Genomic DNA, 26251 nt, shown 5'->3' on the forward strand with positions numbered 1-26251 from the left:
TCCTGTAACAAGATCCAGCCATGACGCGCCTATACTGGCAGCGACAAACCCGTATTTAGGCCAAGGACTGGAGCAGTAGATTGTTCAAAAAACGCACACTCTACCTGAGCGCTGCCCTGCTCACCCTGCCACTGGTCGCGAATGCCGCCGATGCGCCTTTCGCCACCAGCGCCGATCTGCGGCCATTGCTGGCTGAGCTAAGACACCACTGCAGCGCATTACCAGCAAGCCTAGACGAGAACGCTCAGCGCCTGTTGCGAGCTTTCTATGCTCAACGCGACGGCCAGCGCGCCTGGCAAAGCAATGAGCAACGGCTGCAATTGCGTGAACAGCTTACGCAGTTGGCTGATGACGGCTTACAGCCCAGCGAATATGGGCTGCCCAGCTGGATCGAGGAACGCGCCGCCGCACAGCGCGACTGCGCAGACGTACTGACCAGCCACAGTTATTTGCAAGCCTTGCTTCACCTGCGTCGTGGTCGTTTGCTGCAGCAGCGCCTAGAACCGCTGTGGCAGGCGCCCGGGCAGACTAACCCAGACCCAAACATGGCGACCTTGTCGCTGGCCCTGCTGCACCTGCAAGCCCCAGCAGCGGCCTTTGCCAACGCGCGGCCAGCCACCGTGCAATACCAACAACTGCGCAGCGCCTATGCGCAGCAACGCCTGCGACCGCTCACCCCGTGGGCGACACTGCCCAGCGGCCCACTGCTCAAGCCCGAGCGCCAGGATGCGCGGTTGCCGGCACTGCGCGCGCGGCTGTTCGCTCAGGGTTATCTGGCGACGCCAGGCGAGGCACTGGGCAACGCCTATGACGGGGTCACCCAGTCGGCCCTGGAGAACTTTCAGCGCGACCACGGCCTCAACCCAGACGGTATTCTTGGCCCCGCCAGCCTAACGGAGCTGAATATCAGCGCGCAGATGCGCCGCGAGCAGCTGCGCGCCAATCTCGAACGCCTGCGCTGGCTGGCCGACGACATGCGCGGCGCCGAAGTGCTGATCAATGTGGCGGCGGGCGAGTTGCAGGTAGTGCGGGACAACCAACTGCTCTGGCGCAGCCGCACCCAAGTCGGCCGCGCCGAACGGCAAACGCCACTGCTCGCCTCACGCATTGAGCGGCTGACGCTCAACCCGACCTGGACCGTGCCGCCGACCATCCTGCGCGAAGACAAACTGCCTGCCATTCGCGATGACATCAGCTACCTCGAACGCCACCAGATAAGCGTACTCGACCACGCCGGCAACCTACTCGACCCCAGCACCATTAACTGGGAGCGGCCCGGGGCGATTCTCCTGCGCCAGTCGGCCGGTAGCCACAACCCGCTGGGCCGGGTTGTGCTGCGCTTCGCCAACCCCTTCGCGGTGTACCTGCACGACACCCCTAGCCAGCACCTGTTCAGCAAAGCACCGCGCGCCTTCAGCTCCGGCTGTGTGCGCGTTGAGGCCGTCGACAGCCTACTCGCCTGGCTGCTCACGCCGGATGAACTGAAGACGGTACAAGCGCGCATCGCCAGCGGCGATACCCAGCAATACCGCCTGCAACACCCAGCGCCGTTACTGATCGCCTACTGGACAGCAGAGGCCAGCGCCGATGGTGCCCTGCACTATTACCCGGACATCTATGGGCGCGACGGTCTCCTGATCAAAGCTCTCGCTCAGCCTGTGCCCTGATCGCCAGATACGCGGGTTGATCGGCGCACCTTGCAACAGCATCGACAGCCGCGTCGGCAGCAACTGTGCTTAGATAACTCATCAGCAATCCTCATTCAGCAAGGAGCTACACCACATGGAAATCGGCAGCGTCATTTTTCTGTTTGTCGGCCTCGCCGTCGCCATCGTATTTATGGGCTTCAAGGTTGTTCCACAGGGCTCAGAATGGACGGTCGAGCGCTTCGGCCGCTACACCAACACCCTCAAGCCGGGTTTGAACATTATTGTCCCGGTGATGGACAAGATTGGTCGCAAGCTCAACGTAATGGAAAACGTACTGGATATTCCGCCGCAGGAAGTGATCACCGCTGATAACGCCACCGTGCAGATCGACGCGATTTGCTTCTTTCAGATCATCAACGCGGCCCAGGCGGCCTACGAGGTGAACAACCTCGAACATGCCATTCGCAACCTGGTGATGACCAACATTCGTACCGTGCTGGGCTCCATGGAGCTGGACGCCATGCTCGGCCAGCGCGACGCGATCAACGAACGCCTGCTGCGCACCGTCGATGAAGCCACCGCGCCCTGGGGCATCAAGATCACTCGCATCGAGATCAAAGACATCAGCCCACCCGCCGACCTGATGGCCGCTATGTCCGGGCAGATGAAAGCCGAGCGGATCAAGCGTGCGCAGATTCTTGAAGCCGAAGGCATGCGTCAGGCCGCCATCCTCACCGCAGAAGGGCAGAAACAGGGCGACATCCTCAAGGCCGAAGGTCAGCGCCAGGCCGCCTTCCTCGAAGCCGAAGCGCGCGAGCGAGCCGCCCAGGCAGAAGCCGAAGCCACACGCATGGTGTCCGAAGCCATTGCCAGCGGTAACGTACAGGCGGTCAACTACTTCGTCGCGCAAAAGTACATCGAGGCCCTTGGCCAATTGGCCAGCGCTAACAACAGCAAAGTCATTTTGATGCCGCTGGAGGCCAGTCAGGTCATCGGCGCAGTGGGCGGCATTGGGGAAATCGTCAAAGCCACCTTCGGCGAGAACAAGGGTTAAGCCATGTGGGACTTTTTACAGCACCTGTCGTACTGGAACTGGTTGGCCTTCGGCACGCTGTTGCTGATTCTCGAAGTCTTCGGTGCGGGCGGTTATTTGCTGTGGATCGGGTTGGCGGCGGCCAGCGTCGGCCTACTGACGTTTATCTTCCCAGGCCTGCCTTGGGCTGCGCAGTTCATCCTGTTCGGCCTGCTTTCAGTGCTCACGGCGGTGTTCTGGTGGCAGCGCCAGCGCAGCGCCAGCAAACCGTCTGACCAGCCAGGGCTAAACCACCGCGGCAGCGAATTCGTCGGTCGCACCTTCGCCCTGCATGAGGCGATCAACGGCGGCCGCGGCAAGATCAAGGCCGGTGACAGCCTATGGTTGGTGATCGGTGAAGACCTGCCGGCCGGCACAGCAGTGCGCGTTGTAGGTCAAGACGGCGTATTACTGCGGGTTGAAGCCGAACACGTGGGCGGCACGACGACAGACTGACGCTCAGCCAAGAGCGCCAAAAACCAGGCCGCCCGAAGGCGGCCTGGTGAGTGGTGTGAAACCGCAGCTGCGATTACGGCAGCGAGTAGACCTTGAACAACATCTTCACCGTGGCGCTCGGCTCACCCAAGTATTGGCTGTAGATTTTCTCCAGTTCACCGGAGCGATAAGCCTCGCTCAACGCGGTGTCCACCAACAGCCTGAAGTCTTCATCGCCGCGCTGCAGCGCCATGGCGACCGGGGCAAATTCATAAATGCGCTCCAGCACTATCATCGGCGCACCGGCACCTTTGTTCTGCGCCAGGTAGTTCTTCAGCAGGATGCGCTCGGAGAAGAAGGCATCAGCCTTGCCCTCGGCAACTAACCGCACGCCCTCCTCCTGACTGGCAACGGTCACCAGCGTTGCCACCACACCGAGCTTGCTCTGCTGCTTACGAACCCAGGCTTCGGTTGCGCCGCCCTGGGTCACCACATAGGTGTGGTTAGCCAAGCCACGATTGATAGTCGCCCGCCAGGTCGGCCCTGTGTGCGCGACCTTGCCATTGAGCACGTTGATTAGCATGGGCGGCGCATCTTCACGCACCAGTGCAGCCAGGCCAGCGGTGTAGATCGGCAGCGAGAAACTGACTGACTTACGCGCGTCCAGCGTTTCCAAGGTTGGCGTACAGAGGAGATCAACCTTGCCCGAGCGGACGGCAGCAAGGCCCTCAGCATCCTTGAGCGCCTGATAACGGACCTGCAGTTCACTCAGGCCCAACTCGCTTTTGACTCGCGCGGCGACCTTGCGACACAGCTCGATGCCGTAGCCGCTGACCTGGTCGCCTTTCTGGCTGCTGAAGGGCGCCATGTCCGGCATAAACCCAAGGGTGAAGCTGTTGCTGCCGCGCACGCGCTCCAGGGTGCTGGAACTCGCGCTCGCCAGCCCCGGCAGCATAACCAGACAGGCCAGCAGCAGGTTTAACGATTTGGGCAGTTGCATGTTCATATTCTGTTCCCCACATTCAGATGTCTTGGCAATCCTGGAGATGCCCTAAGCCCGCTCGGACGCTGGCGGCTGATCGACAAAGTTCTTGGCGATAAAGCCATAGAGCAGGTAGCCGACGGCCAGCACGATCATCGCGCCGAACACCGCATCCTTACCGGAGGCGTACAGGGCATAGAACGAGTACGCCATGGCCACCATCAGCACTGCCACATTGCGTCTGAAAATTGCCGGGCTGACGTTAGCCTTGTACATGATCACCAACAGGCCGGAGAGCGCCGTAACATAGGGAATAAGGTTGGTCACCGCCGCCAGATTGACCAGTTTGCTGAACTGCGCACTGGCATTCGGCGAGATGGTTGAGAGGGCCATCAAGGTTTGCAAAATGCCGCAGACGATCATGCCGATGATGGGCGCATTCATCGCACTGACCTTACTGAACAGCTTTGGAAACATGCCCTGGTCGGCCGTGACCTTGGCGGTTTGTGCCAAGGTGAACTGCCACCCTAGCAGGGAACCGATACAAGCCATGACCGCCAGCGCCATGATGATGTTGCCAATAAAGGGGTTAAACATCTGCGCGTAGACATAAGCAAACGGCGCGGTGGAGTTAGCCAATTCAGCGTTGGGCACGATGCCCTGGATGACCGTGGTCGACAACACGTACACCACCGCCGCACCGAGGGTGCCAAACAGACAAGCCAGCGGCACGTTGCGCTTGGGGTTGTCGACCGCATCGGAGTTCTGCGCCGCGGACTCCATGCCCAGGAAGGCCCACAAGGTCAGTGGAATACTCTGCGCGATGGCATCGCCGATCTTCAGGTTGTGTGGGTTCCAGGCCTCTCTTAAAACCGCCGGATCGAACCAGAACCAACCAATCACGCTCAAGCCGGCCACCGGGATAATCACGCCCCAGACGGTGATTGCACCAATTTTCCCAGTGATGCTGGGGCCGCCAAAGTTGGCCGCCGTGGTCAGCCAGATCAACCCAACAGTGCCGACGAACAGCGGAATAGCGCCGCTACCCAGCCAAGGGAAGAACGGCGTCAGATAGCCCACCGCTGAAATACCAATGGCCACATTGCCGATGGCCAAGGATAAAAAATACAGAAACGAACACAGGAAGAACGCCGACTTACCATGCGCCTCCTCGGTATAGGCCGACATGCCGCCCGAACGTGGACAATAGATCCCGCACTGAGCAAAACAGTAGGCGATGGCCATGGAGCCGGCGGCGGTGATGATCCATGACAACAGCGATACAGCCCCGAGCTGGGCCATGCTCGACGGCAACATGATGATGCCGGAGCCCATCATGTTGACCGCCACCAGTGTGGTAAGCCCTACCAGGCTCATCTTCTTGCTTGACTCAGCCATCGACCTCTCCTTGTACCTTTCAAAGCACTGTCCCTGCGCCCAACAACGCGCAGCCTGTTGCCGAACGCAGGGATGGCTAAGCGTTACTGTTTGACTACATAGATCATGTACGTCAGCCCGCCGAGGCTGTCGCGCTCGATCTCGACGCCATGGTTGTCATGCTCAAAGCCTGGGAAGTGGCTGTCGAACAGCTCCATTGCCAGCAGGTAGTCGATAATGGCCTGCTTGTCGGCGCCGGCTTTCTCGCCCGGCATCATCAGCGGGATACCCGGCGGATACGGCACGACCTGCACAGCCACAGTGCGATCACGCATGTCGCGCACGGCAATCTGTTCGATCTCACCTTTTACCAACCTGGCGAAGGTCTGCCGTGGTGAACTGACAACGTCCGGCAGCAAGCTAAAGGCCGCATCCATGTTGTGCAGCAACTGCGAGGCCAGCATGTCCTGGTGCATGGCGGTGGCCAGGTCCTTGAGACCCATACCGGCATAGCGCTCGCCATGGCTGGCGACCAAATCGGGCATTATCCGATCCAGCGCCGTGTTGTCGTCATAGTGCGTCTTGAACTCCATCAGCCCGGCCACTAGGGAGCCCCACTTGCCTTTGGTCACGCCAAGGCTAAACAGCAGCAGGATCGAATACGGCTCGGTCTTCTCCACCACGATGCCGCGGCTGGCGAGGAACGACGACACCAGCGGTGCCGGAATGCCACTGGCTTGCATATCACCTTCAAGGGACTGCCCCGGGGTTAGCACGGTGACTTTGATCGGGTCGAGCATGCAGTAATCACTGCCCAGGTCACCAAAGCCATGCCAGCTGGCGGTTGGCTTGAGCACCCAGGCATCACCGTTACGCAGCGCCTGCGGGTCGAGTTCAGCAAAAGGCACGCCGTTGACTTCATCCGGCTGCCACACGCCAAACCACCAATCCTGCGCATTGCGCTTGCGCACCTCATTGCCCAAACGAACCATGGCCTGGCGAAAGGCGATGGCCTCGCCAATCGACTCATCGGTAAGGTACTCGCCGGCATCGTCCATCATCTTGGCCGATACATCGGTAGAGGCAATGATGCTGTACTGCGGCGAAGTCGAGGTGTGCATCATAAAGGCTTCGTTAAACAGCGCCGGTTTGATCGGCACCTTGCCCGAACGGATATGGATCATCGATGCCTGCGACAGGGCCGCCAGCAACTTGTGGGTCGAGTGGGTAACGGTCACCGTGGCGTCATCGGCATGCCGCTCGCCACGGTGCATGCCATAGCGCCCTTCATACAACGGGTTGAACCGTGCATAGGCGTACCAGGCTTCGTCGTAATGAATGCGGTCGACGCTACGGCTCAGCTCACGGGTGGTGGTCTGCACGTTGTAGCAGAGGCCGTCGTAGGTCGAGTTGGTCAGCACCGCTAATACCGGGCGGGCTTGTTTATCCGCCATCAGCGGGCTTTCAGCGATTTTCTGCGCCACGGCCTCGGGAGTCATTTCGCTGCTGGGCACTGGCCCGATCAGACCGCGGGCATTGCGCCGCGGGCGCAGGTACAGCGGCACCGCACCGGACATGTTCAGCGCATAGTTCAGCGATTTGTGGCAGTTACGGTCGACCAGTACGGCGTCGCCGTCGGTGACGGCTGAGTGCAGGACGATTTCGTTACTGGCCGAACTTCCCCCCACGGAGAAAAAGGTGAAATCGGCACCGAACACCCGTGCGGCATTTTTCTCCGCAGCGGCGATTGGCCCGGTGTGATCATTCAACGAGCCCAGCTCACCGACCGATACGCTCAGGTCAGAACGCAGCATCTGCTCGCCATAAAAATCGAGGAAACTACGCCCCACTGCGGTTTTCATAAAAGCGGTGCCGCCGGTATGGCCTGGGGTGTGCCAGGAGTACTCGTGGGTGCCGGCAAAATTAACCAGCGCACCGAAAAATGGCGGCAGGATGCTATCCAAATAACGCCGTGCAGCCGCTTCAATGCGCCCTGCGACAAACGCTGGGCTGTCTTCCGGCTGCCAAATAAAACCGTCGATGTGCTCGACGATCTCCAACGGCACCTGACTATGATGGGCCTGGCTCATACCCAGCATGATGGGCAGTTGCGCGGTGCGCTGACGAATCAGCTGGATCAGACTAGACGCCTGACTCGGGTTGGCTTCGCAGGCCCCCCAGCCAAGGATTACACAGCAGTAGGCCGGGTTAGCCCGGAAGGCGATTTCAGCGTCACTCAGCGAACTGACGCGCTCCACGTCAAGGCCATGCTGCTGTAGCGCCTGAGCAACAGCCTCGGCGCTGCGCAAGACGATGCTGTCCGGTTGCTGCTGGGTGTTGACCACAATCAACACGGGGTAACGCTGCGCCAAGAACGCCGGCAAAGGCACTTTTGCCTGAGTCATGATGTACTCCTTATAATGAAACGACAGTCTCGCTCAGCGAGCGCGAAGCATGGCGCGCGCCATACCTCACGGCTGAATCCCTATTTAAGGCACCAGAAATGGTAATCGCCGTCCTTGTGTACGGCGCCCTCCACTTCTTTCTCAAAACCGGGAAAGTTATTGCCCCAGTCCTGCAGCGCCTGGATATAACGAACCCAAGGGCCGTCCACCGGACCGAGGTTCTCGCCCGGCATCACAATCGGAATGCCCGGCGGATAGGGCATGATGCCAACCCCGGTGACCCGACCGGCGGCCTGGCTGAGCGGCAACAACTCCGCCTCGCCGGCCTGCAGGGCCTGAAACGCCTCGCGTGGGGTTTTCTCGATCAGCGGTAGATTGCCGAAGGCGTCAGCCTGTAGGGCGTCCATGCGGCTGCTGCGCATGTACTCGAACATCTCGCTGCTGAGGTCACGCAAGCCCATGCCGCGATAACGCTCAGGCGCCTGGGCCACTAGATCGGGTAGCACCCGCTCCAACGCAGCGTTGTTGTCGTAGTGGCGCTTGAAGGCCAGCAGCACATTGATCAGCGTGCCCCACTTGCCCTTGGTCACGCCGATGCTGAACAGGCACAGCACCATGAAGTCAGTGATGCGTGACGGCACAATATTGTTGCGATAGAGGAAGGCGCCGAGAACCGGTGCCGGAATGCCCTCCGCCAGCAGATGACCATCCGCCCCCATGCCCGGCACCATGATGCCGACCTTGATCGGGTCGAGCATGCACCAGCCTTTTTCCAGCCCGGCGAAACCGTGCCATTCGGCGCCCGGCTCGAGCTCCCAGCAGCTGGGGTCTGAGGCCAGTTGCTCGGCGTCGGCGTCGGCAAAATCGACCCGCTTGCCTGTCTGCCTGTCGGTGACCTGCGGTGCGTTCCACGGTTGGAAGAACCAGTCGCCACGGCTGGCAAACTCGCGGTGGGTGCGGGCCAGGGCCTGACGGAAATCCACCGCCTCGCGAATCGAGTCCTGGGTCAGGCTAAGGCCGCCCTTGCCCTCCATCATCGCCGCGCCGACCTCGTTAGAAGCAAAAAGCGCATACATCGGCGACGTACTGGCCTGGATCACAAAGGACTCGTTGAAGCGGCTGTGCTCGACCGGATTGCGACCGTTGCGAATATGGATAAACGAGGACTGCGATAACGCCGCCAACAGTTTATGCGTGGAGTGGGTGGCAAACACCGTGGGGGCGTCGGGCTGATGCTGAGCCGGATCGCCGCGCATGGCGTAGCGCCCTTGGTACAGCGGATTGAAGCGGGCATAACCGTACCAGGCTTCGTCGAAATGGATGCGATCACTGCTCTGCGCCAGCAGCCCTTCAGCGCGCTCGGCGTGCAGGCACATGCCGTCGTAGGTGCAGTTGGTGACCACCGCATACACCGGCTTGCTGCTTTTGGCCTGGGCTTTCAGGGGATAGTTGGCGATAGCCGCCGCGATGCGCTGCGGATCAAACTGGCTCGGCAGCAAGGGCCCGATGATGCCGTAGCGGTTACGCGTCGGCGTCATGTACAGCGGCAGGCCGCCGGTGAGCACCAAGCCTTGCTCGATTGATTTGTGGCAGTTGCGATCACACAAGGCGTACTGGTTTTCGCCCACACACGCCATAAAGATTGCGCGGTTGGAACCCGAGGTGCCGTTGAGTACCGAATAGCTGGCGTGGGAGCCAAATATCCGCGCCACATAAGCCTCGGAGTCGCCCACAGGGCCGCTATGGTCGAGCACAGAACCGAGATTACCGCGCTCGATACCACTGTCGGAGCGGAACAGGTTCTCCCCGAAGAAATCGAAGAACACCCGCCCCACTGGCGACTTGGTAAAGGCGACACCCCCCTGATGACCTGGAGCGGCCCACGAATGCTCTTCTTTCAGGGTGTAGCGGATCAGCGCATCGGTGAAAGGCGGCAGCAGGTGTTCCAGATAACGCTGGATCGCCGCAACAACCCGCCCAACAATAAAGGGCGCCGTGTCCTCAAGCATCCAGACAAATTCGTCTGCCAGCTCCATGGCCTCCACGGTGATGCTTTTTTTCGCATCACGGTCGGCCATCAGAAACACCGGTACATTTTCGTTACGCTGGCGAATGCTACGGAGCAGCTCAAGCGCCTGGGCGTGAGTTGTGGCGTCGTTCTTACCCAGGGTCCAATCGACACAAATGCAATGCAGGGCCGCATCGGAGATAACCGCGGCTAATCCATCCTCGTAGGACGTGGCTTTGACCAGTTCGGTGTTGCGGCTGTGGAACTCGTCCACCAACGCCGTCAGCACCCGGCCGCGCATGCTGTTGGGGTTGCCCAGGTCGTCATCGACCATCAGCACGCGCATTTTCAGTTGTTTATTCGTGCGTCCAATCATCAAGCCGCCTCCACCATCCTTTGCCAGAAACGCAGCAGCAATGCCCTCAATACACCCTAGAAACCACCCAAGGTGGCAGAGCCCTGCGCACAGAAGCTGAAACACAGGTTTAAAGCCAAGCCTCTACTATGAACTTGGCGAGTACACATTTTGTGACATGAGTCATCAGACTAGTCAGCTTGAGTAAAAACGCTAACTTTCGACTCAGCCGCACAAGCCGGGCGAAAGAACTGCTGTAACCGCCTGAGTTGCCCACTCAGGTTGGTTCCAAAATCGAGTAGGAGGCGGATTCACATCCGCCGTCCTCTCACACCACCGTACGTACGGTTCCGTATACGGCGGTTCAGGTTATGCGGCTAAGCCGGTTGATCGTATCCAGTATTGAGACCAGCCCCAGGCGATCCCATAGCTTCTTCGGCAGCGCCTGATTCATATGCGCCGCTCCCGAGTTCCACCATGGGCCACGGCCATTAGACGCAGACTTGGATGCGCGGGCCTCGCTGAGTCCCAGGCGCATCAGGTTGCGAACCCTCGTTGCGGATTGCTTCCATTGACGCCATACAGCGCAGCGAAGTTTGTGACGCACCCAGCCATCCAGCTCTTCAAGTGGTCGCTTACTCTGGCTCAACTTGAAGTAGCCCGCCCAGCCACGCAGCGCAGGGTTTATTCGCTCGATGACATCCGACATCTTGCGTCCACGCGCTCCGCTTAGAAGCCCTTTGAGCCGGGCACGCAAGCGACTCAAACTCATCGTCGCCACTCTTAGTCTCGGCTGTTGATGCCAGCTCATCCCATAACCCAAATAGTCACAGACCCACGGCCTTGCCACCCGGCTCTTTTCCCGATTCAGCGTCAGTTTCAGACGCCTGCTCAGGAAGCGCTCGACGCTGTTCATCACTCGCTCGCCAGCACGACGGCTACGTACATAAATGTTCGCATCATCGGCATAACGCACGAAGCGATGGCCCCGTCGCTCAAGCTCTCGATCGAGCTCATTGAGCAAAATGTTCGACAGCAACGGCGAGAGCGGGCCGCCTTGCGGCGTCCCCTCTTGTCGCTGGCTGACGATCCCGCCCGACATGACTCCGACTTCGAGGTAGCGACGGATCAGCCTGAGCACGCGTTTGTCCTCGACATAACGCTGCACATGGGCCATCAGGATGTCGTGATTGACTCGGTCAAAGAACTTCTCAAGATCGAGTTCCACGCACCAACGGTGACCCGCCGCCACATGGGCACGGGCTGTTTCAATGGCCTGGTGGGCGCTTCTGTCCGGACGAAAACCGTAGCTGTAGTTCGAGAACAGCGGATCGAAGATCGGCGTGAGCTGTTGCAGCAATGCCTGTTGGATCAGGCGATCCACGACGCTAGGGATACCCAGCTGTCGGGTGCCGCCTTTGGGCTTGGGGATGTCGACGGCGCGAACACCTTGTGGGTGATACTCGCCGGCTAGCAGTCTCGCCTTGAGGGTTGACCAATACTGTTTTACGTAACCCGCCAATTCGTCGACCGTCATGCCATCGGCACCCGGCGCTCCCTTGTTGCTGACTACGCGTTGGTACGCACGCTTGAGGTTGGCCGGTGTAAGCACCCGCTCCATCAGCGTGTCCGGCTCCGCGTTCGTCCACGTCACAGACGACGCCGATGCCTGCGCACTGCCAACCGTCGTCCGCGGATACCGTCCGGAACTTAGGTTCACAGTTCTCCCTCGGAGAATTTTCTGCTTTTCGACATTCGACGAGACTCTGACGCCTACTGGCGGCATAACCTGTTCGGCCCTTGGTGACGCGGTCATTCGTCACTTACTACGGCTTCGGCTGACTTCTGTAGATTCATCCCAGCGCCTCGCGACGCTTGGTAGCCCAGTGGCAAACCTACAGATCTCCCAGGGTAATTCGCGCGACCTTCCTGCTTATGCCTGTCGGATTTACGCCGTAGTGTTCCGTGCAAGTATTGGGCTTTGGCTGTCATTGCGACCTCACCCCACTACGACGCCTCTATCCGCTTCCTGTACGTCAGGCCAGCATTTTGCCTCGGGCTTCCTTCAGATTCGCGGTCACCCGCGACACCCTTGCCTCTGGCTAACACTTCCCCTTGCCGGGTGTGTAGAGGACTTTCACCTCCAAGTCACCAGCGAGGCCACCACAGCCAAGCTGGTTGCGCTTGCGCGCAACGCGCCATGCCTGGCGCACAACGACAAAGCCCCGCTCTAGGCGGGGCTTTGTTTGCAGCTAAGCGCTGGGGCTTATGCGTCGCTGTCAGCCGTAGCTTCATAAGCAGCAGCATCCAGCAGCTTATCCAACTCGCCAGCATCGCTTGGTTTGAGCTTGAAGAACCAGCTGCCATAAGGGTCGCTGTTAACGCTTTCCGGGCTGTCGGACAGGCCATCGTTAATCGCGATGACTTCACCGGAAACCGGCGCGTAGATGTCGGAGGCGGCCTTGACCGATTCAACCACACCCGCTTCCTGACCGGCATTCAGGGTTTTACCGACTTCCGGCAGCTCGATAAATACCACATCACCCAAGGCTTCCTGGGCGTGATCAGAAATACCGACGGTAACGCTGCCATCGGCCTCCAGGCGCGCCCATTCATGGCTGGCGGCGTAACGCAGATCGGCGGGGATAGTGCTCATGTGTCGTTCCTCATCTGGCATGACGGCGACCACGCCGTCATGGAAATTTAGCAGGCCTTGGCCATACCGAAAGAAAGTCTTTAAAAACCTAGCGAACCGCAGCCGCGCAGACGCTCTCGACCATCCATGGCCAAATCAGGGGTTAGATCAGGGCTTTACCGTTACGCACAAAGCTCGGTTTGACCACCCGCACCGGGTACCACTTACCGCGAATTTCCACCTCGGCACGCTCACTGGTCGCCGCCGGCACGCGGGCCAAGGCGATTGATTTACCCAGGGTTGGCGAGAAGCTGCCGCTGGTGATTTCACCGTCGCCAATCCCTTCAACCCGCACCACTTGATGAGCACGCAGCACGCCGCGCTCTTCCAGCACCAGGCCAACCAGCTTGGCGCTGACACCCTCGGCCTTTTGCTTTTGCAGCGCACTACGGCCGATAAAGCCACGGCTGGCGGGCTCCCAGGCGATGGTCCAGGCCATGTTGGCGACCAGCGGGGTGACACTTTCGTCCATGTCCTGGCCATACAAGTTCAGCCCGGCTTCCAGGCGCAGGGTATCGCGCGCACCGAGGCCAATCGGCGAAATACCGGCCCCTACCAGGTCATTGAGAAAGGCCACCACTTGGCCAGCCGGCAAGATGATTTCCAGTCCGTCCTCGCCGGTGTAACCGGTGCGGGCGATAAACCAGTCGCCGTCCGGCTGACCTTCAAAAGGCTTGAGGCTCTGGATCAGGTTGGCACGGGATGAAGTGACCAGCTCGGCCGTCTTGCTGCGCGCATGCGGCCCTTGGATCGCCAACATGGCCAGCTCGCTGCGCTCTTGTAGTTGCACATCGAAGTCGACGCTCTGCAGACGCATCCAGGCCAGGTCCTTGTCCCGGGTAGAGGCGTTGCTCACCACGCGGTAGCCAACGTCCATCAGGTAGACCAGCAAGTCGTCCACCACCCCGCCTTGGTCATTGAGCATGGGGCTGTAAAGGGCTTTGCCGATGCTTTGCAGGCGCTCGATATCATTCGCCAGCAGGTGTTGCAGGTAGGCCTTGGCCTGGCTGCCGCTGACATCCACCACGGTCATGTGCGACACATCGAAGACCCCACAATCGCGACGCACCTCGTGGTGCTCCTCGACCTGCGAGCCATAGTGCAACGGCATGTCCCAACCGCCGAAGTCGACCATCTTGGCACCCAACGCGAGGTGCAAGTCGTAGAGCGGTGTGCGCTGTCCCATAAGTGTCTCCTTGCGGGCTGGGCAGTGCAGCGGCAACCCGGCTGGCCCCTAAAAAAGGGCATCAACACAGGCTATAAAAGGCTGGGCCGCTGCGAATGGCGCGCATTGTAGCCGCAACACCGGGGGCGGTCATCCCAAGGCACTAGCCCAGGCGACGCGCCGAGCGACGGATCAGCAGAATTACTGGCAACAGGCCCACCATAACCAGGGTCAGCGCCGGCAACGCCGCACGCGCCCACTCGCCTTCACTGGTCATCTCAAACACCCGTACCGACAGGGTGTCCCAGCCAAAGGGACGCATCAGCAGCGTGGCGGGCATTTCCTTGAGCACATCAACAAACACCAGCAGCGCAGCCGACAACGCCCCCGGCACCAGCAACGGCAGGTAAACCTTGAAGAACAGCCCGACGCCGCCAACCCCCAGGCTGCGCGATGCCTCAGGTAGCGACGGACGAATACGCGCCAGGCTGTTCTCCAACGGCCCATAGGCCACCGCCATAAAGCGGATCAGGTAGGCCAGCAAAAGGGCCGAGAGGCTGCCCAGTAATACCGGCTTGCCCGCGCCACCGAGCCAGCTGGACAGCGGAATCACCAATTCGCGGTCGAGGTAACTGAAGGCCAGCATGATCGCCACCGCCAGCATCGAGCCGGGCAAGGCATAGCCCAGGTTGGCCAAACCAACGGTTGAGCGCATCAGCCGAGTCGGCGCCAGACGCCGGGCGAAGGCCAGTAGCAGCGCCACGCTGACCGTGATCAATGCCGCCAGCGCGCCTAAATAAAGCGTGTGCAGAATCAAGGCGCTGTAGCGCTCATCCAGATCGAAGCGGCCGCGCTGCCAGAACCAGACAACCAGCTGCATGACCGGAATGACAAAGCCGCAGGCGAACACCAGGCCACACCAGGCGCTGGCCGCCAGCGCCTTACCACCGCGCAGGTGATACAGCGCTTTGCCGCGCGGGCGCTCATTCGTCGGCCGCACGGCACCGCGTGCGCGGCGCTCGCCATACAACACCAGCATCACCGCCAGCAGCAGCAGGCTGGCCAGCTGAGTGGCACTGGTCAGGCTGTAAAAGCCATACCAGGTCTTATAAATCGCGGTGGTAAAGGTATCGAAATTGAATACCGACACCGCGCCGAAATCCGCCAGGGTTTCCATAATCGCCAGGGCCAAGCCGGCACCAATGGCAGGACGCGCCATCGGCAAGGCAACCCGCCAGAAGGCTCGCCAAGGGCTCAGGCCAAGCACCCGCGCCGCCTCCATCAACCCCTTGCCCTGAGCCAGGAAGGCATTGCGCGCCAGCAGGTAGACATAGGGATAAAACACCAGCACCAGCACGATGATCACGCCGCCGGTGGAGCGCACCCGTGGGAAGCGCACAGCGCTGCCAAACCACTCGCGCAGCAGGCTTTGCAACGGGCCGGAAAAATCCAGCAAGCCGACAAACACAAACGCCAGCACATAGGCGGGAATGGCAAACGGCAACATCAGCGCCCAGTCCAGCCAGCGTCGCCCCGGAAACTCGCACAGGCTGGTGAGCCAGGCCAGGCTGACGCCGAGCAGCGTCACCCCAACGCCCACCCCCAGCACCAATACCAAGGTATTGCCGAGCAGGCGCGGCAGCTGGGTTTGCCACAAGTGCGCCCAGATTTTCTGGTCAATCTCATGCCAGCTGAACAGCAGCACGCTCAACGGCAGCAGTACCAGCAGGGCAACGGCAAAGGCGATGGGATACCAACGGCGCTGGGCGGGATGGGCCACGCAAAATCCTCGAACAGGTTACTCGACAGCAAAAACACAACGCCCCGGGCTAAGCCGGGGCGTCGAGTATAACTGCAGCGTTACGCTGAAACTGAATCAGTTCCAGCCGGCGCGATCCATCAGCATGATGGCTTCTGCCTGGCGCTTACCGGCCACTTCAACCGGGATCGCATCAGCCTTGAAACTGCCCCAGGCCTGCACTTCCTCGGAAGCTGGCACTTTCGGGTTTGCCGGGAATTCCTGATTGAGGCCGGCGAACAGTGCCTGCGCTTCTTCGGTGGTCATCCACTCCAGCAGTTTTTGCGCCGCTTCGGCATGCGGTGCGTGCTTGGTTATACCGGCACCGGCGAGGTTGACGTGCACGCCACGGTCATTCTGGTTTGGCCAGAATGGCTTCACTTTCAGATCCGGCTGTTGCTGGTGCAAGCGCCCGTAGTAATAGGTGTTGGTGATGCCGACATCGCACTGGCCCGCATCAATAGCCTGCAACAGCGCCGTATCATCGGCGAACACGTCGGTAGCGAGGTTATTGACCCAACCTTTGACGATTGCTTCGGTTTTCTCTGCACCGTGAGTTTCGATCAGAGTGGCCGTCAGCGACTGGTTGTAGACCTTCTTGCTGGTACGCAGGCACAAACGGCCTTCCCAGTTCGCGTCGGCCAGGGCTTCGTACGTCGACAACTCGCTCGGTTGAACCCGCTCGGTGGAGTAGAAGATTGTCCGCGCACGCAGCGACAGGCCGGTCCAGGCACCCGTGGAAGAGCGGTACTGCGGTGGGATATTGGCGTCGATCAGCGGCGAGGTGACCGGCTGCAGAATGCCCATCTGCTCGGCCTGCCATAGGTTGCCGGCATCCACGGTGAGCAGCATGTCGGCTGGGGTATTTTCACCTTCCGCTTTCAGGCGCGCCATCAGCGGCGCTTCCTTGTCGGTGATGAACTTGACCGGCACACCAGTCTTGGCCGTGTAGGCATCAAAAACCGGCTTGATCAGCTCGTCGATACGCGAGGAGTAAACCACCACTTCATCAGCGGCCTGCACAGTGCCGGCTAACGCCGTGAGAGAAAGTGCGGCTAACAGACGCTTACTAACCTGCATATAGACTGCCTCTTGGTATAGACGAGTTAAGTTTCCAAATAGTAGTGAATGGCATTTAGTTTCTCAACTCGTTATCCGTTCAAACCTGTAACAAGCGCCTTCAAGCCCTCCTCATATCACGAGGGCTTGAAGCGCAGAGGCAGAACCCGGGTTTGACGCAGCGAAGCCGTGACAGGCTCTCAGGCCACCGCTTGTTGCTCGGCGAGTGCCTTGGCCTGCTCACGCAACACAAACTTCTGCACCTTGCCGGTGCTGGTTTTCGGCAGGCTGGTAAACACCACACAACCCGGCACCTTGAAGCGCGCCAGACGCTGCTGACAGAAGGCGATCACGTCTTCGGTCGCCAGTTCGGCACCTGGCTTGAGGGTGATGAAGGCGCAGGGCGTCTCGCCCCACTTGGCATGAGCCATGGCCACCACGGCGGCCTCAAGGATCAGCGGATGGCGGTACAGCACATCTTCCACCTCGATGGAGGAGATGTTCTCGCCACCGGAGATGATGATGTCTTTGCTGCGGTCCTTGATCTCCACGTAGCCGTCGGCATGCCACACCGCCAAGTCACCCGAGTGGAACCAGCCACCGGCAAAGGCCTCGGCGGTGGCCGATGGGTTCTTCAAGTAACCCTTCATCACCACATTGCCGCGCATCATGATTTCGCCGATGGTCTGGCCATCCTTCGGCACCGGCTGCAGGGTGTCCGGATCCGCCACCATCAGGCCATCGAGCAATGGCGCACGCACGCCCTGGCGGGATTTCAGGCGGGCACGCTGCTCCGGGGTTTCGCCATCCCACTCGTTCTTCCACTCGCAAGCCACGCTAGGGCCGTAGGTTTCGGTCAGGCCATAAACGTGGGTGACACGAAACTCCAGGGCTTCCATGGCTTCGATCACGGCGGCGGGTGGCGCAGCACCTGCGGTCAATACTTTTACCGGCTGAGTCTTCAGCGCCTTCAGCTCATCGCAGGCGTTGGCCAGCATATTCAGCACGATGGGCGCGCCACAGAAATGATCAACGCCATGCTCGGCAATCGCCGGATAGATCGCCTCGGCGCGCACATGGCGTAGGCACACATTGACCCCAACATAGGCGGCCAGCGCCCAAGGGAAGCACCAGCCGTTGCAGTGGAACATCGGCAGCGTCCACAGGTACACCGGGAAGCGGCTCATGTCCCAGCACATGGCATTGGACAGCGCATTCAGGTGCGCACCGCGGTGGTGATAAACCACGCCTTTGGGATTGCCGGTGGTGCCGGAGGTGTAGTTGAGCGAAATTGCCTGCCATTCGTCTGCCGGCATTTGCCAGGCGTAATCGGCATCGCCTTCGGCCAGCAGCGCCTCGTAATCCAACTGACCGATCAACAGACCGTCAGCATATTCCGGGTCATCAATACCGATCACCAAGGGCGGCTGCGGCAAGTGGCCGACCACCCGCTGCGCCAGCTCTCCGAACTCCTTGTCCACCAGCAGCACTTTGGCCTCGCCGTGCTGCAGGATAAAGGCGATGGCTTCGGCATCCAGACGCGTATTGATGGCATTCAGCACCGCGCCGCACATCGGCACGCCAAAATGCGCTTCGAACATCGCCGGGCCGTTCGGCGCGATGACGGCAACGGTATCGCCCAAGCCAATGCCACGCTGGGCCAGGGCCGAGGCCAAACGAATGCTGCGGGCGTAGGTTTCACCCCAAGTTTGGCGCAGACTGCCATTGATCAGCGCCAAGCGCTGCGGGTACACGCTGGCGGCGCGCTCAAGAAAGCCCAATGGGCTGAGCGCCTGAAAATTTGCCGCATCGCGCGGCATGCCGTATTCGTAAGGATTAACGCTGTGCATTGTTGTTCTCCAGCAGGACCTTGGGCTGGAGAAACCATAGCAGCGGTAAGGTTTTAAGGATGCGCTACCTTGGTCGAAACCGTGACTTGCAAGTCAGTAACCACGTCACCATAGGCACCCGTTCAGCCATGCTGGGCGCTAAAGCGCGGAGCAATCCCCGTCGCAGAGCGTGCCAGCAGCACGACAAGCAGCCACAGCCTTATCTCCGCTTGTCCGCCGTCATCTTTTCAAGGAGTTATCGAGTGACCTCACGTTTACCTGTGATCGTTGGTTTTGGTGGCTATAACGCGGCCGGGCGCAGCTCCTTCCACCATGGTTTCCGCCGCACCGTGCTGGAATGCATGGACACGCCAGCCCGCCAGCAAACCCTGGCTGGCCTGGCGGTGATGATGAAACTGGTCAAGGTGGTCGACGGCGACTATCAGGATGACAAGGGCAACCCACTCAGCCTGGCCGAAATCGACAAGCGCTTCGCCGAGCAGATTCTCGCCTCGACCCTGGTGCGACGCATCGAAAAGCAGCACCTGGATCCCGACGCCGCGCACTGGCAAAAGACCATCGACATCAGCGCTACCGCGGGCCAGCCGCTGAGCTTTATCACCCTGCGCAAACACCTGCCGGACCCGCTACCGTCGGATTGGGCGGTGGACGAATTGAACGCCACTGAAGTGCTGGTCACCCTGCATGACAACTGCGAGTTCAAGGTCGACAGTTACCGCGCCCTGCCGGTGAAATCCGCCGGCCAGCTGCCCACCGGCTTCGAGCCGAGCGAGCTGTACAACGCGCGCTTCCACCCGCGTGGCCTGGCCATGACCATCGTTGGTGTCACCGATGCCCTGCGCGCCACCGGCATTGAGTGGCAGACCATCATGCAGCACGTGGCGCCAGACGAAGTTGCCGTGTTTGCCGGCAGCGTCATGAGCCAGCTCGATGAAAACGGTTTCGGCGGCCTGATGCAGTCACGCCTCAAGGGCGGTCGCGTTACCGCTAAACAGCTGGCGCTGGGTCTCAACACCATGCCGGCGGACTTTATCAACGCCTATGTATTGGGCAGCGTCGGCAGCACCGGCAGCGTCACCGGCGCGTGCGCCACCTTCCTCTACAACCTGCAAAAAGGCATCGAACTGATCAGTTCGGGCAAGGCGCGGGTGGCCATCGTTGGCAACAGCGAAGCGCCGATCACTCAGGAATGCATCGAGGGTTACGGCGCCATGGGCGCCCTGGCAACCGAGGATGGCCTGCGCCAGATTGAGGGCAAAGATCAGGCCGACTTCCGCCGCGCCAGCCGCCCGTTTGGCGAGAACTGCGGCTTCACCCTGGCCGAGGCCTGCCAGTTCGTGGTGCTGATGGACGATGAGCTGGCGCTGGAGCTGGGCGCTGACATCCACGGCGCGGTGCCGGATGTGTTTATCAACGCCGATGGTTTCAAGAAGTCGATCTCCGCGCCCGGCCCGGGCAACTACCTGACCGTGGCCAAGGCCGTGGCCAGCGCCGTGCAACTGCTCGGTATCGATGCGGTGCGTGAGCGCAGCTTTGTGCATGCCCACGGCTCCAGCACGCCGGCTAACCGAGTGACCGAATCGGTCATCCTCGACCGCATTGCCAGCGCCTTTGCCATTGAGCAGTGGCCCGTCACCGCCGTGAAAGCCTTTGTCGGCCACTCCCTGGCCACCGCCAGTGGCGATCAGGTGATCTCCGCCTTGGGCAGTTTCAAGTACGGCATCATTCCCGGCATCAAGACCATCGATGCAGTGGCCGAGGACGTGCACCAGCAACATCTGAGCTTCGCCACCACCGACCGTGCGCGCGCGCCCGAACAGCTGGACATGTGCTTTATCAACTCCAAAGGTTTTGGCGGCAACAACGCCAGCGCCCTGCTGCTGGCCCCGCATGTGGCCGAGCGGATGTTGCGCAAGCGTCATGGCGAGGCGGCGTTTAGCGCCTACCTGCAACGCCGCGAGGCCACCCGCGCGGCTGCCCAAGCATATGATGCGCAAGCACTGCTGGGCGATTTGGGGATTATCTACAACTTCGGCAACGACCTGATCGACGACCAGCAGATTGACATCAATCCGCAGCAGATCACGGTGCCGGGCTTTGCCCAGCCACTGGTGTTCAAGAAGGACGAACGTTACGGCGATATGCTCGGCTGAGCCGAACCACCGCCGAGAATGTAGGAGCGGGCTTGCCCGCGATCAGATCCGAAATCTATCGCGGGCAAGGCCCGCTCCTACAGATCGTGGGCTACGTAGGATGGGTGGAGCGCAGCGATACCCATCACGCACCGGAAGACTGCTGCTTAATCCAACGCGCGAGCCAGCTGGATCAGCTCATCACGCCAGGCGGCAGCAGCCGGCAACGCCAGAAAATACGGATTAAGCAACGACTCACGCGCCTCATAGGTCAGCGCCTTGCCCTTGAGCGTCAGCACTTCACCACCCGCCCCTTCCAATACGCCCTGCGCCGCTGCCGTGTCCCACTGTGAAGTCGGTGCAAGGCGCGGGTAGCAATCGGCATTGCCCTCGGCCAACTGGCAGAACTTCAACGAGCTGCCGACACTGGCCAGTTGCAGATCACCGAAACGCTCACTCAAGCCTGCCAGCAACGCCTCTTGCGCGGGGCTGGAATGACGGCGACTGGCCACCAAGGTAAAGGCCTCCTGCGGGGCCAGACGCACACTGATCGCCTCGCTTTCGCCCGCAGCATCCGCGCGCCACGCACCCAGGCCAGCACCGCCGTAATAGCACTGGCCGGTGGCCGGAATACCGACCACACCGAAGACCACGCGGCCTTGCTCGATCAGCGCGACGTTGACGGTGAACTCCTCGCTGCCGGCAATAAACTCCTTGGTGCCATCCAGCGGATCGACCAGCCACCAGCGGCTCCATTGCCCGCGTTCGCTCAGGGCAATATCAGCGGCTTCTTCCGAGAGCACGGGAATATCCGGCGCCAGCGCCAGCAGGCCATCGTTAAGGATATGGTGCGCGGCCATATCGGCAGCGGTGACCGGTGAGGCATCGGCTTTCTCATTCACCGTGACATCGGCGCGCCAGAATGGCAGCGTCGCCGCGCCAGCCTGGCGCACCAGCTCAATCACCGCTGGGATCAGAGGGTGGCTCATGGTTTAAAGCTCCCACGCTGAGTCAGCACATCGCGGGCCAGGTAAAGCGCCGCTAAAGCACGCCCCTCAGTGAATTGCGGCTGCTGGATCAGGCTCGACAGCTCGCGCAGATTGGCTTTATCGACCCGCATCGGCTCTGGCTCATCACCGGGCAAACGCTCTTCATAGAGGTCCCAGGCCAGTACCACCTGAATCTTCTGGCTCATATAGCCTGGCGACAGGCTCAGCTCAGCCAGATGCTCCAGGTGCCGCGCGCCAAAACCGGCTTCTTCCTTGAGCTCGCGGTTGGCCGCATCCAATACGTTCTCACCCGGCTCGATCAGCCCTTTGGGCAGTGACAACTGGTAATCATCGGTGCCGCCGCAATATTCCTCGACCAGCAGGGCATGCTCGGCATCCTGCATCGCCACAATCATCACCGCGCCATAGCCTGCGCCCTTGCCCACCAACCGTTCATAGGTGCGCTCCACACCGTTGCTGAAGCGCAACTGCAGCTCCTCAACGCGGAACAGGCGGCTGCTGGCGACAATTTCGCGAGCGAGTACAGTGGGTTTCTGGCGCATGGGGCGGCTCCTGGGCGAGACATAGCGGGTTATCATAGCGCGGCTTGTGCGACACGATGACGTGTCGTGCTTGGTCTGGCCACTGCGCCTTGGCACCAAAACCCTTTGTTTCAAAGGGTTGAAGCCTGAAAAAGCAGTCAATGCAGCTGGGCTTTCCAGCACTATTCCGGTTGATGGCGCGCTTGCGTTTCTGTTGATCGGTTAAAGAAATGTGCCATTTTGGGTCCAAAAGGACATTGAAATCGGCGCAATTAGAGCCTCAGGTAGCTTTCCGGCCAGACTGGATTGTTACTAAATATGTCAAACCCATAGGGGAAGTCTGCCCCTTGGGCACTTCCTTTCTGGCGCTTGGCTATTAAGGCCCCTCGCCACCGTCGAGAGACGTAGGAGGTGCATTGACCAAGCACGGAACGCTAGTTCCGAATCACATTGCTCAACTCTGATTGTTCATGGAGTAACGAGCCTGATGTGTATCCATCAGTTCACTAGATCGGCATGCGCCGGGGTCCAACCCTGGGGTGTGAAGCCCGATTAACAATGTCTCTTCTTTCGCGAGAAACACGCTCCGGTGACGGCGCGCGTGATATGTCCGAATTGCACGGACGTATGGAGGCTAGTGACCTAACCCGCATGGCTAACACATGTGAATCGTCGACCGAACCCTCGTAACTATGGATGGGCCTACGGCAATTATTGGCCTCAGCCAAAATGGCAACGCAGTTGGTCGTCCCTGTGAGCTGAAGGGGCGCGATACCTAAAAACTGCCGGGGGAAAGACGAAGCCTACACGGGGAATTGATGTGACTCGGAGAACGTGGCAATCCCGACCATTCGCCTTGCTGGTTAAACAGGCAAGGCAGGCAAACCGCAAGGGGCGCTGATGAATGTGGGGAATAGGAGGATGCAAAAAGCGAACGGCTGCCTGTAATGGGTGGCATACCGATTGAAACATTATCGGCAGAGGCAACTCTGGCTGACATGCATCTGGTTTACGAGCGCATGACTAACCGCTGATTCCAGCGAAAACAAAGCAACCCTAGGGGTGGATTACTGCCCCTAGGGGAGTAGTCCGTCCTGAATGTCGCATGACCTCGGGAGGACTGTATGAAAACGCAACCAGAACTACTGGTTACGGCTGCGCCCTCCAGCACAGCACTGAATTGGCATGATCTCGATTGGGCCATCATTCAGCGCTCTGTTCGGAAAACGCAGCTAAAGATTGCGCAGGCAACACTGGAAGGTAACTGGCGCAAGGTTAAACGCCTGCAACGGATGCTGACCCACTCGTTTTATGGCCGCTGTTTGGCTGTAAGGCGAGTCACGGAAAATCGGGGTCGCAAGACGCCGGGAGTCGACGGAGAAACTTGGGGGTCGCCCCAGGCCAAACTCCGTGCCGTGGGAAGTCTGTCGAAACAACGAGGTTATCGGCCCAAACCGCTACGGCGAGTATGGATACCGAAACCAGGTAAGCAGGAGAAACGCCCGCTGGGCATCCCGACGATGTTGGATCGGGCCATGCAGGCATTATTTCTTCAAGCGCTAGAACCTGTTGTGGAAAGCACCAGCGATCCGAAAAGTTTTGGCTTCAGGCCTGACCGATCGACCGCTGACGCAATGGTTGAACTGTTCCACCTGCTGGCACCTTCCTATGGGCCTGCGTGGGTTATGGAAGGGGACATCAAAGGGTTCTTCGACAATATCAACCATGAGTGGCTGTGCCAAAACGTCTGCATGGACAGGACGGTGCTGCGCAAATGGTTGAAAGCCGGGGTAGTCGACCGGAGACAACTCATGGCCACGGAGGCCGGGACGCCACAGGGCGGAATCATTTCGCCCTGTTTGGCTAATGCCACTTTGAATGGCCTCGAAACTCAACTCAAAGCCTATTTAGCCAAGAAACTTGGGATAGGGGCTGCCAGAAAAAGAAGAGTTCACGTGGTGCGCTATGCGGATGATTTCGTGATTTTGGCTGACTCGAAAGAGTTCCTAGAGATCGAGATCAAGTCCTGGGTAGAGCAATTTCTGTCTGCACGAGGGGTTGCGCTGTCTCAGGAAAAAACCCGGATAACCAGCATCACGACCGGATTTGATTTTCTCGGGTGGCATTTCAGGAAATATGTACCGAAATCGCCTCACAGGAAGGCCAAGCTGCTGATCAAACCATCAAAGAAGAACGCTTCGGCGTTTTATCGGAAGGTGCGTGAGATCATCAAAAACAGCGGAGCCATGACGCAGGAAGCGTTGATCGGTCAACTGAACCCGGTACTGAAAGGGTGGGCGCAATACCACTCACCAGTCGTGGCAAAGCAAATCTTCAGCCGGCTGGATCATCTGATCCACTGGCGACTATGGAGATGGGCGAAACGAAGGCATCCAAGAAAGTCCGCCGAATGGATTAGGAAGCGATACTTCCAATCAATAGGTAGTCGGAACTGGGTGTTTGCGTACCCCTTTAAGAATGGCAAGGGAGAAAAGCAACATCGTCAGCTATACACGCTGGCGGACACCGCAATCGTGCGCCACAAGCGTCTGCCGGGTGATTATCATCCTTATGATGCTCAGCACGAGTTGAAGTGGGAGGCGCTGAGAGTTCAACGGATGCAGCATAAGCTGCGTTACCGGGGACAGATACTCAGCATCTTTCGCAGACAGCGAGGGCTCTGCGCCCATTGCGGGCAAGCGATCAGCAAGGAAACCGGTTGGCACGACCACCACGTCATCAGACGGGTGGACGGTGGATCGGACAATCTGAGCAATCGTGCGCTGCTTCACCCCAACTGCCATGCGCTGGCACACAGCCAGCAACTTAAAGTGGCTCTGCGATATAGCGGCTTGAAGTATTAAGGTCGCACGTAAATAGTTGCCGGCCAGCCTACGCTGGCTTTATGTAAGCTTGAGCCGTATGCGGGGAAACTCGCACGTACGGTTCTTAGGGGGCCCCGGATCAGTAATGATCCGGGGCTACCCGACTTCCTATTATCCGCGTAGGAGATTGCGCGATCTCGACGCCCAGGGCGCAAATCGCGCCCCTGCGCATCAGCCCGAAGACCTCGCATGCCCGCCTTGCTCTGGAACACCATCGACACCGTCTTGCTGGATATGGACGGCACCCTGCTCGACTTGCACTTCGACAACCACTTTTGGTTGCAGCACCTGCCGCAGCGCTATGCCGAGCACCATGGCATCAGCCGCGCGCTGGCCGATGCCGAATTGCTGCCGCTGTTCCGCGAGCACGCCGGTACGTTGAATTGGTATTGCACGGATTTCTGGACCCGCGAGCTAAAGCTGTCGATCCGCGACCTTAAGCGTGAAGTGGCGCACCTGATCGCCCTGCGCCCAGACGCCGACACCTTTATCCAAGCCCTGCGCCAAGCCGGCAAGCAGGTGGTGATGATCACCAACGCGCACCGCGATTCACTGTCATTGAAGCTGGAACGCATCGAACTGGCGCCCTACTTCGACCGACTGATCAGCTCCCACGACTATGGCTTCCCCAAGGAAGACCAGCAGTTCTGGCACGCCCTGCAGCAGGACATCGACTTTGCACCGGCGCGCAGCCTGTTTATCGATGACAGCCTGCCGATCCTGCGCAGCGCCGGGCGCTTTGGCATCGGCCATCTGCTCGCCGTACGCCAACCCGATAGCCAGGCGGGACCGAAGGACACCGAGGAATTTGCTGCCGTGGAAGATTACCGGGAGTTGTTGCAGGGGCTGTAAC

General features: G+C 59.9%; 18 protein-coding genes. 6 read left to right on the plus strand and 12 right to left on the minus strand.

The window, feature by feature from the left end:
- The first annotated feature begins 80 nt into the window (after positions 1-80).
- The 3 genes from ACEPAJ_RS20145 to ACEPAJ_RS20155 all read left to right on the plus strand — a co-directional run bounded on the left by ACEPAJ_RS20145 (position 81) and on the right by ACEPAJ_RS20155 (position 3177).
- Positions 81-1667, plus strand: a complete 1587-nt coding sequence (locus ACEPAJ_RS20145; protein WP_425917360.1) for a L,D-transpeptidase family protein — start codon at positions 81-83, stop codon at positions 1665-1667.
- A 115-nt stretch (positions 1668-1782) separates the two neighbouring features.
- Positions 1783-2703 carry an SPFH domain-containing protein gene (locus tag ACEPAJ_RS20150; protein ID WP_322948265.1) on the plus strand — a complete coding sequence of 307 codons (921 nt, stop codon included), beginning with the start codon at positions 1783-1785 and terminating at the stop codon, positions 2701-2703.
- 3 nt (positions 2704-2706) lie between these two features.
- Positions 2707-3177, plus strand: coding sequence for an NfeD family protein (locus ACEPAJ_RS20155; RefSeq protein WP_425917362.1), 471 nt, complete (start codon positions 2707-2709; stop codon positions 3175-3177).
- 73 nt (positions 3178-3250) lie between these two features.
- Here the strand turns inward: ACEPAJ_RS20155 and ACEPAJ_RS20160 are convergent, their stop codons facing one another.
- The 10 genes from ACEPAJ_RS20160 to ACEPAJ_RS20205 form a co-directional block, all read right to left on the minus strand.
- Positions 3251-4162, minus strand: coding sequence for an amino acid ABC transporter substrate-binding protein (locus tag ACEPAJ_RS20160; protein ID WP_425917364.1), 912 nt, complete (start codon positions 4160-4162; stop codon positions 3251-3253).
- Between the two features lie 45 nt (positions 4163-4207).
- The gene (gene potE / locus ACEPAJ_RS20165; protein ID WP_425917366.1) at positions 4208-5536 is read right to left on the minus strand and encodes a putrescine-ornithine antiporter; all 1329 of its coding nucleotides are present in this window, start codon (positions 5534-5536) and stop codon (positions 4208-4210) included.
- Positions 5537-5619: 83 nt separating this feature from the next.
- Complete coding sequence (locus ACEPAJ_RS20170) at positions 5620-7920, minus strand: Orn/Lys/Arg decarboxylase N-terminal domain-containing protein (RefSeq protein ID WP_425917368.1); 2301 nt, start codon at positions 7918-7920, stop codon at positions 5620-5622.
- An 80-nt stretch (positions 7921-8000) separates the two neighbouring features.
- A complete protein-coding gene (locus ACEPAJ_RS20175; protein ID WP_425917370.1) occupies positions 8001-10304 on the minus strand; it encodes an Orn/Lys/Arg decarboxylase N-terminal domain-containing protein in 2304 nt (767 codons plus the stop codon).
- Between the two features lie 343 nt (positions 10305-10647).
- Positions 10648-12069: a group II intron reverse transcriptase/maturase gene (ltrA, locus tag ACEPAJ_RS20180; protein WP_425913153.1), complete on the minus strand. Its 1422-nt coding sequence runs from the start codon at positions 12067-12069 to the stop codon at positions 10648-10650.
- 480 nt (positions 12070-12549) lie between these two features.
- A complete protein-coding gene (gcvH, locus tag ACEPAJ_RS20185; RefSeq protein ID WP_425917372.1) occupies positions 12550-12939 on the minus strand; it encodes a glycine cleavage system protein GcvH in 390 nt (129 codons plus the stop codon).
- Positions 12940-13081: 142 nt separating this feature from the next.
- Positions 13082-14164 carry a glycine cleavage system aminomethyltransferase GcvT gene (gene gcvT, locus ACEPAJ_RS20190; RefSeq protein ID WP_425917374.1) on the minus strand — a complete coding sequence of 361 codons (1083 nt, stop codon included), beginning with the start codon at positions 14162-14164 and terminating at the stop codon, positions 13082-13084.
- A gap of 142 nt (positions 14165-14306) precedes the next feature.
- Complete coding sequence (locus ACEPAJ_RS20195; protein ID WP_322948272.1) at positions 14307-15923, minus strand: ABC transporter permease; 1617 nt, start codon at positions 15921-15923, stop codon at positions 14307-14309.
- A gap of 96 nt (positions 15924-16019) precedes the next feature.
- Positions 16020-17021 (minus strand): extracellular solute-binding protein, encoded by a 1002-nt coding sequence (locus tag ACEPAJ_RS20200; protein WP_425917377.1) that lies wholly within the window; start codon positions 17019-17021, stop codon positions 16020-16022.
- Between the two features lie 179 nt (positions 17022-17200).
- A complete protein-coding gene (locus ACEPAJ_RS20205) occupies positions 17201-18850 on the minus strand; it encodes an acyl-CoA synthetase (RefSeq protein ID WP_425917379.1) in 1650 nt (549 codons plus the stop codon).
- 242 nt (positions 18851-19092) lie between these two features.
- Between ACEPAJ_RS20205 and ACEPAJ_RS20210 the strand changes: the two genes are divergently transcribed.
- On the plus strand, positions 19093-21003 hold the full coding sequence (locus tag ACEPAJ_RS20210; RefSeq protein WP_425917381.1) for a beta-ketoacyl synthase: 1911 nt from the start codon (positions 19093-19095) through the stop codon (positions 21001-21003).
- A gap of 146 nt (positions 21004-21149) precedes the next feature.
- Here ACEPAJ_RS20210 and cysQ read toward each other — a convergent pair whose 3' ends face one another.
- Positions 21150-21971, minus strand: a complete 822-nt coding sequence (gene cysQ, locus ACEPAJ_RS20215; RefSeq protein WP_425917383.1) for a 3'(2'),5'-bisphosphate nucleotidase CysQ — start codon at positions 21969-21971, stop codon at positions 21150-21152.
- Positions 21968-22534, minus strand: a complete 567-nt coding sequence (gene nudE / locus ACEPAJ_RS20220; protein ID WP_425917385.1) for an ADP compounds hydrolase NudE — start codon at positions 22532-22534, stop codon at positions 21968-21970. Before nudE ends, cysQ begins: the two co-directional genes overlap by 4 nt.
- Before the next feature lie 1103 nt (positions 22535-23637).
- Between nudE and ltrA (ACEPAJ_RS20225) the strand changes: the two genes are divergently transcribed.
- Positions 23638-25377 carry a group II intron reverse transcriptase/maturase gene (gene ltrA, locus ACEPAJ_RS20225; RefSeq protein WP_425917387.1) on the plus strand — a complete coding sequence of 580 codons (1740 nt, stop codon included), beginning with the start codon at positions 23638-23640 and terminating at the stop codon, positions 25375-25377.
- A gap of 210 nt (positions 25378-25587) precedes the next feature.
- Positions 25588-26250, plus strand: coding sequence for a GMP/IMP nucleotidase (gene yrfG, locus ACEPAJ_RS20230; protein ID WP_425917389.1), 663 nt, complete (start codon positions 25588-25590; stop codon positions 26248-26250).
- Position 26251 lies beyond the last annotated feature (1 nt).

The sequence above is a fragment of the Pseudomonas sp. GWSMS-1 genome (assembly GCF_049847425.1).
Classification (GTDB): domain Bacteria; phylum Pseudomonadota; class Gammaproteobacteria; order Pseudomonadales; family Pseudomonadaceae; genus Aquipseudomonas.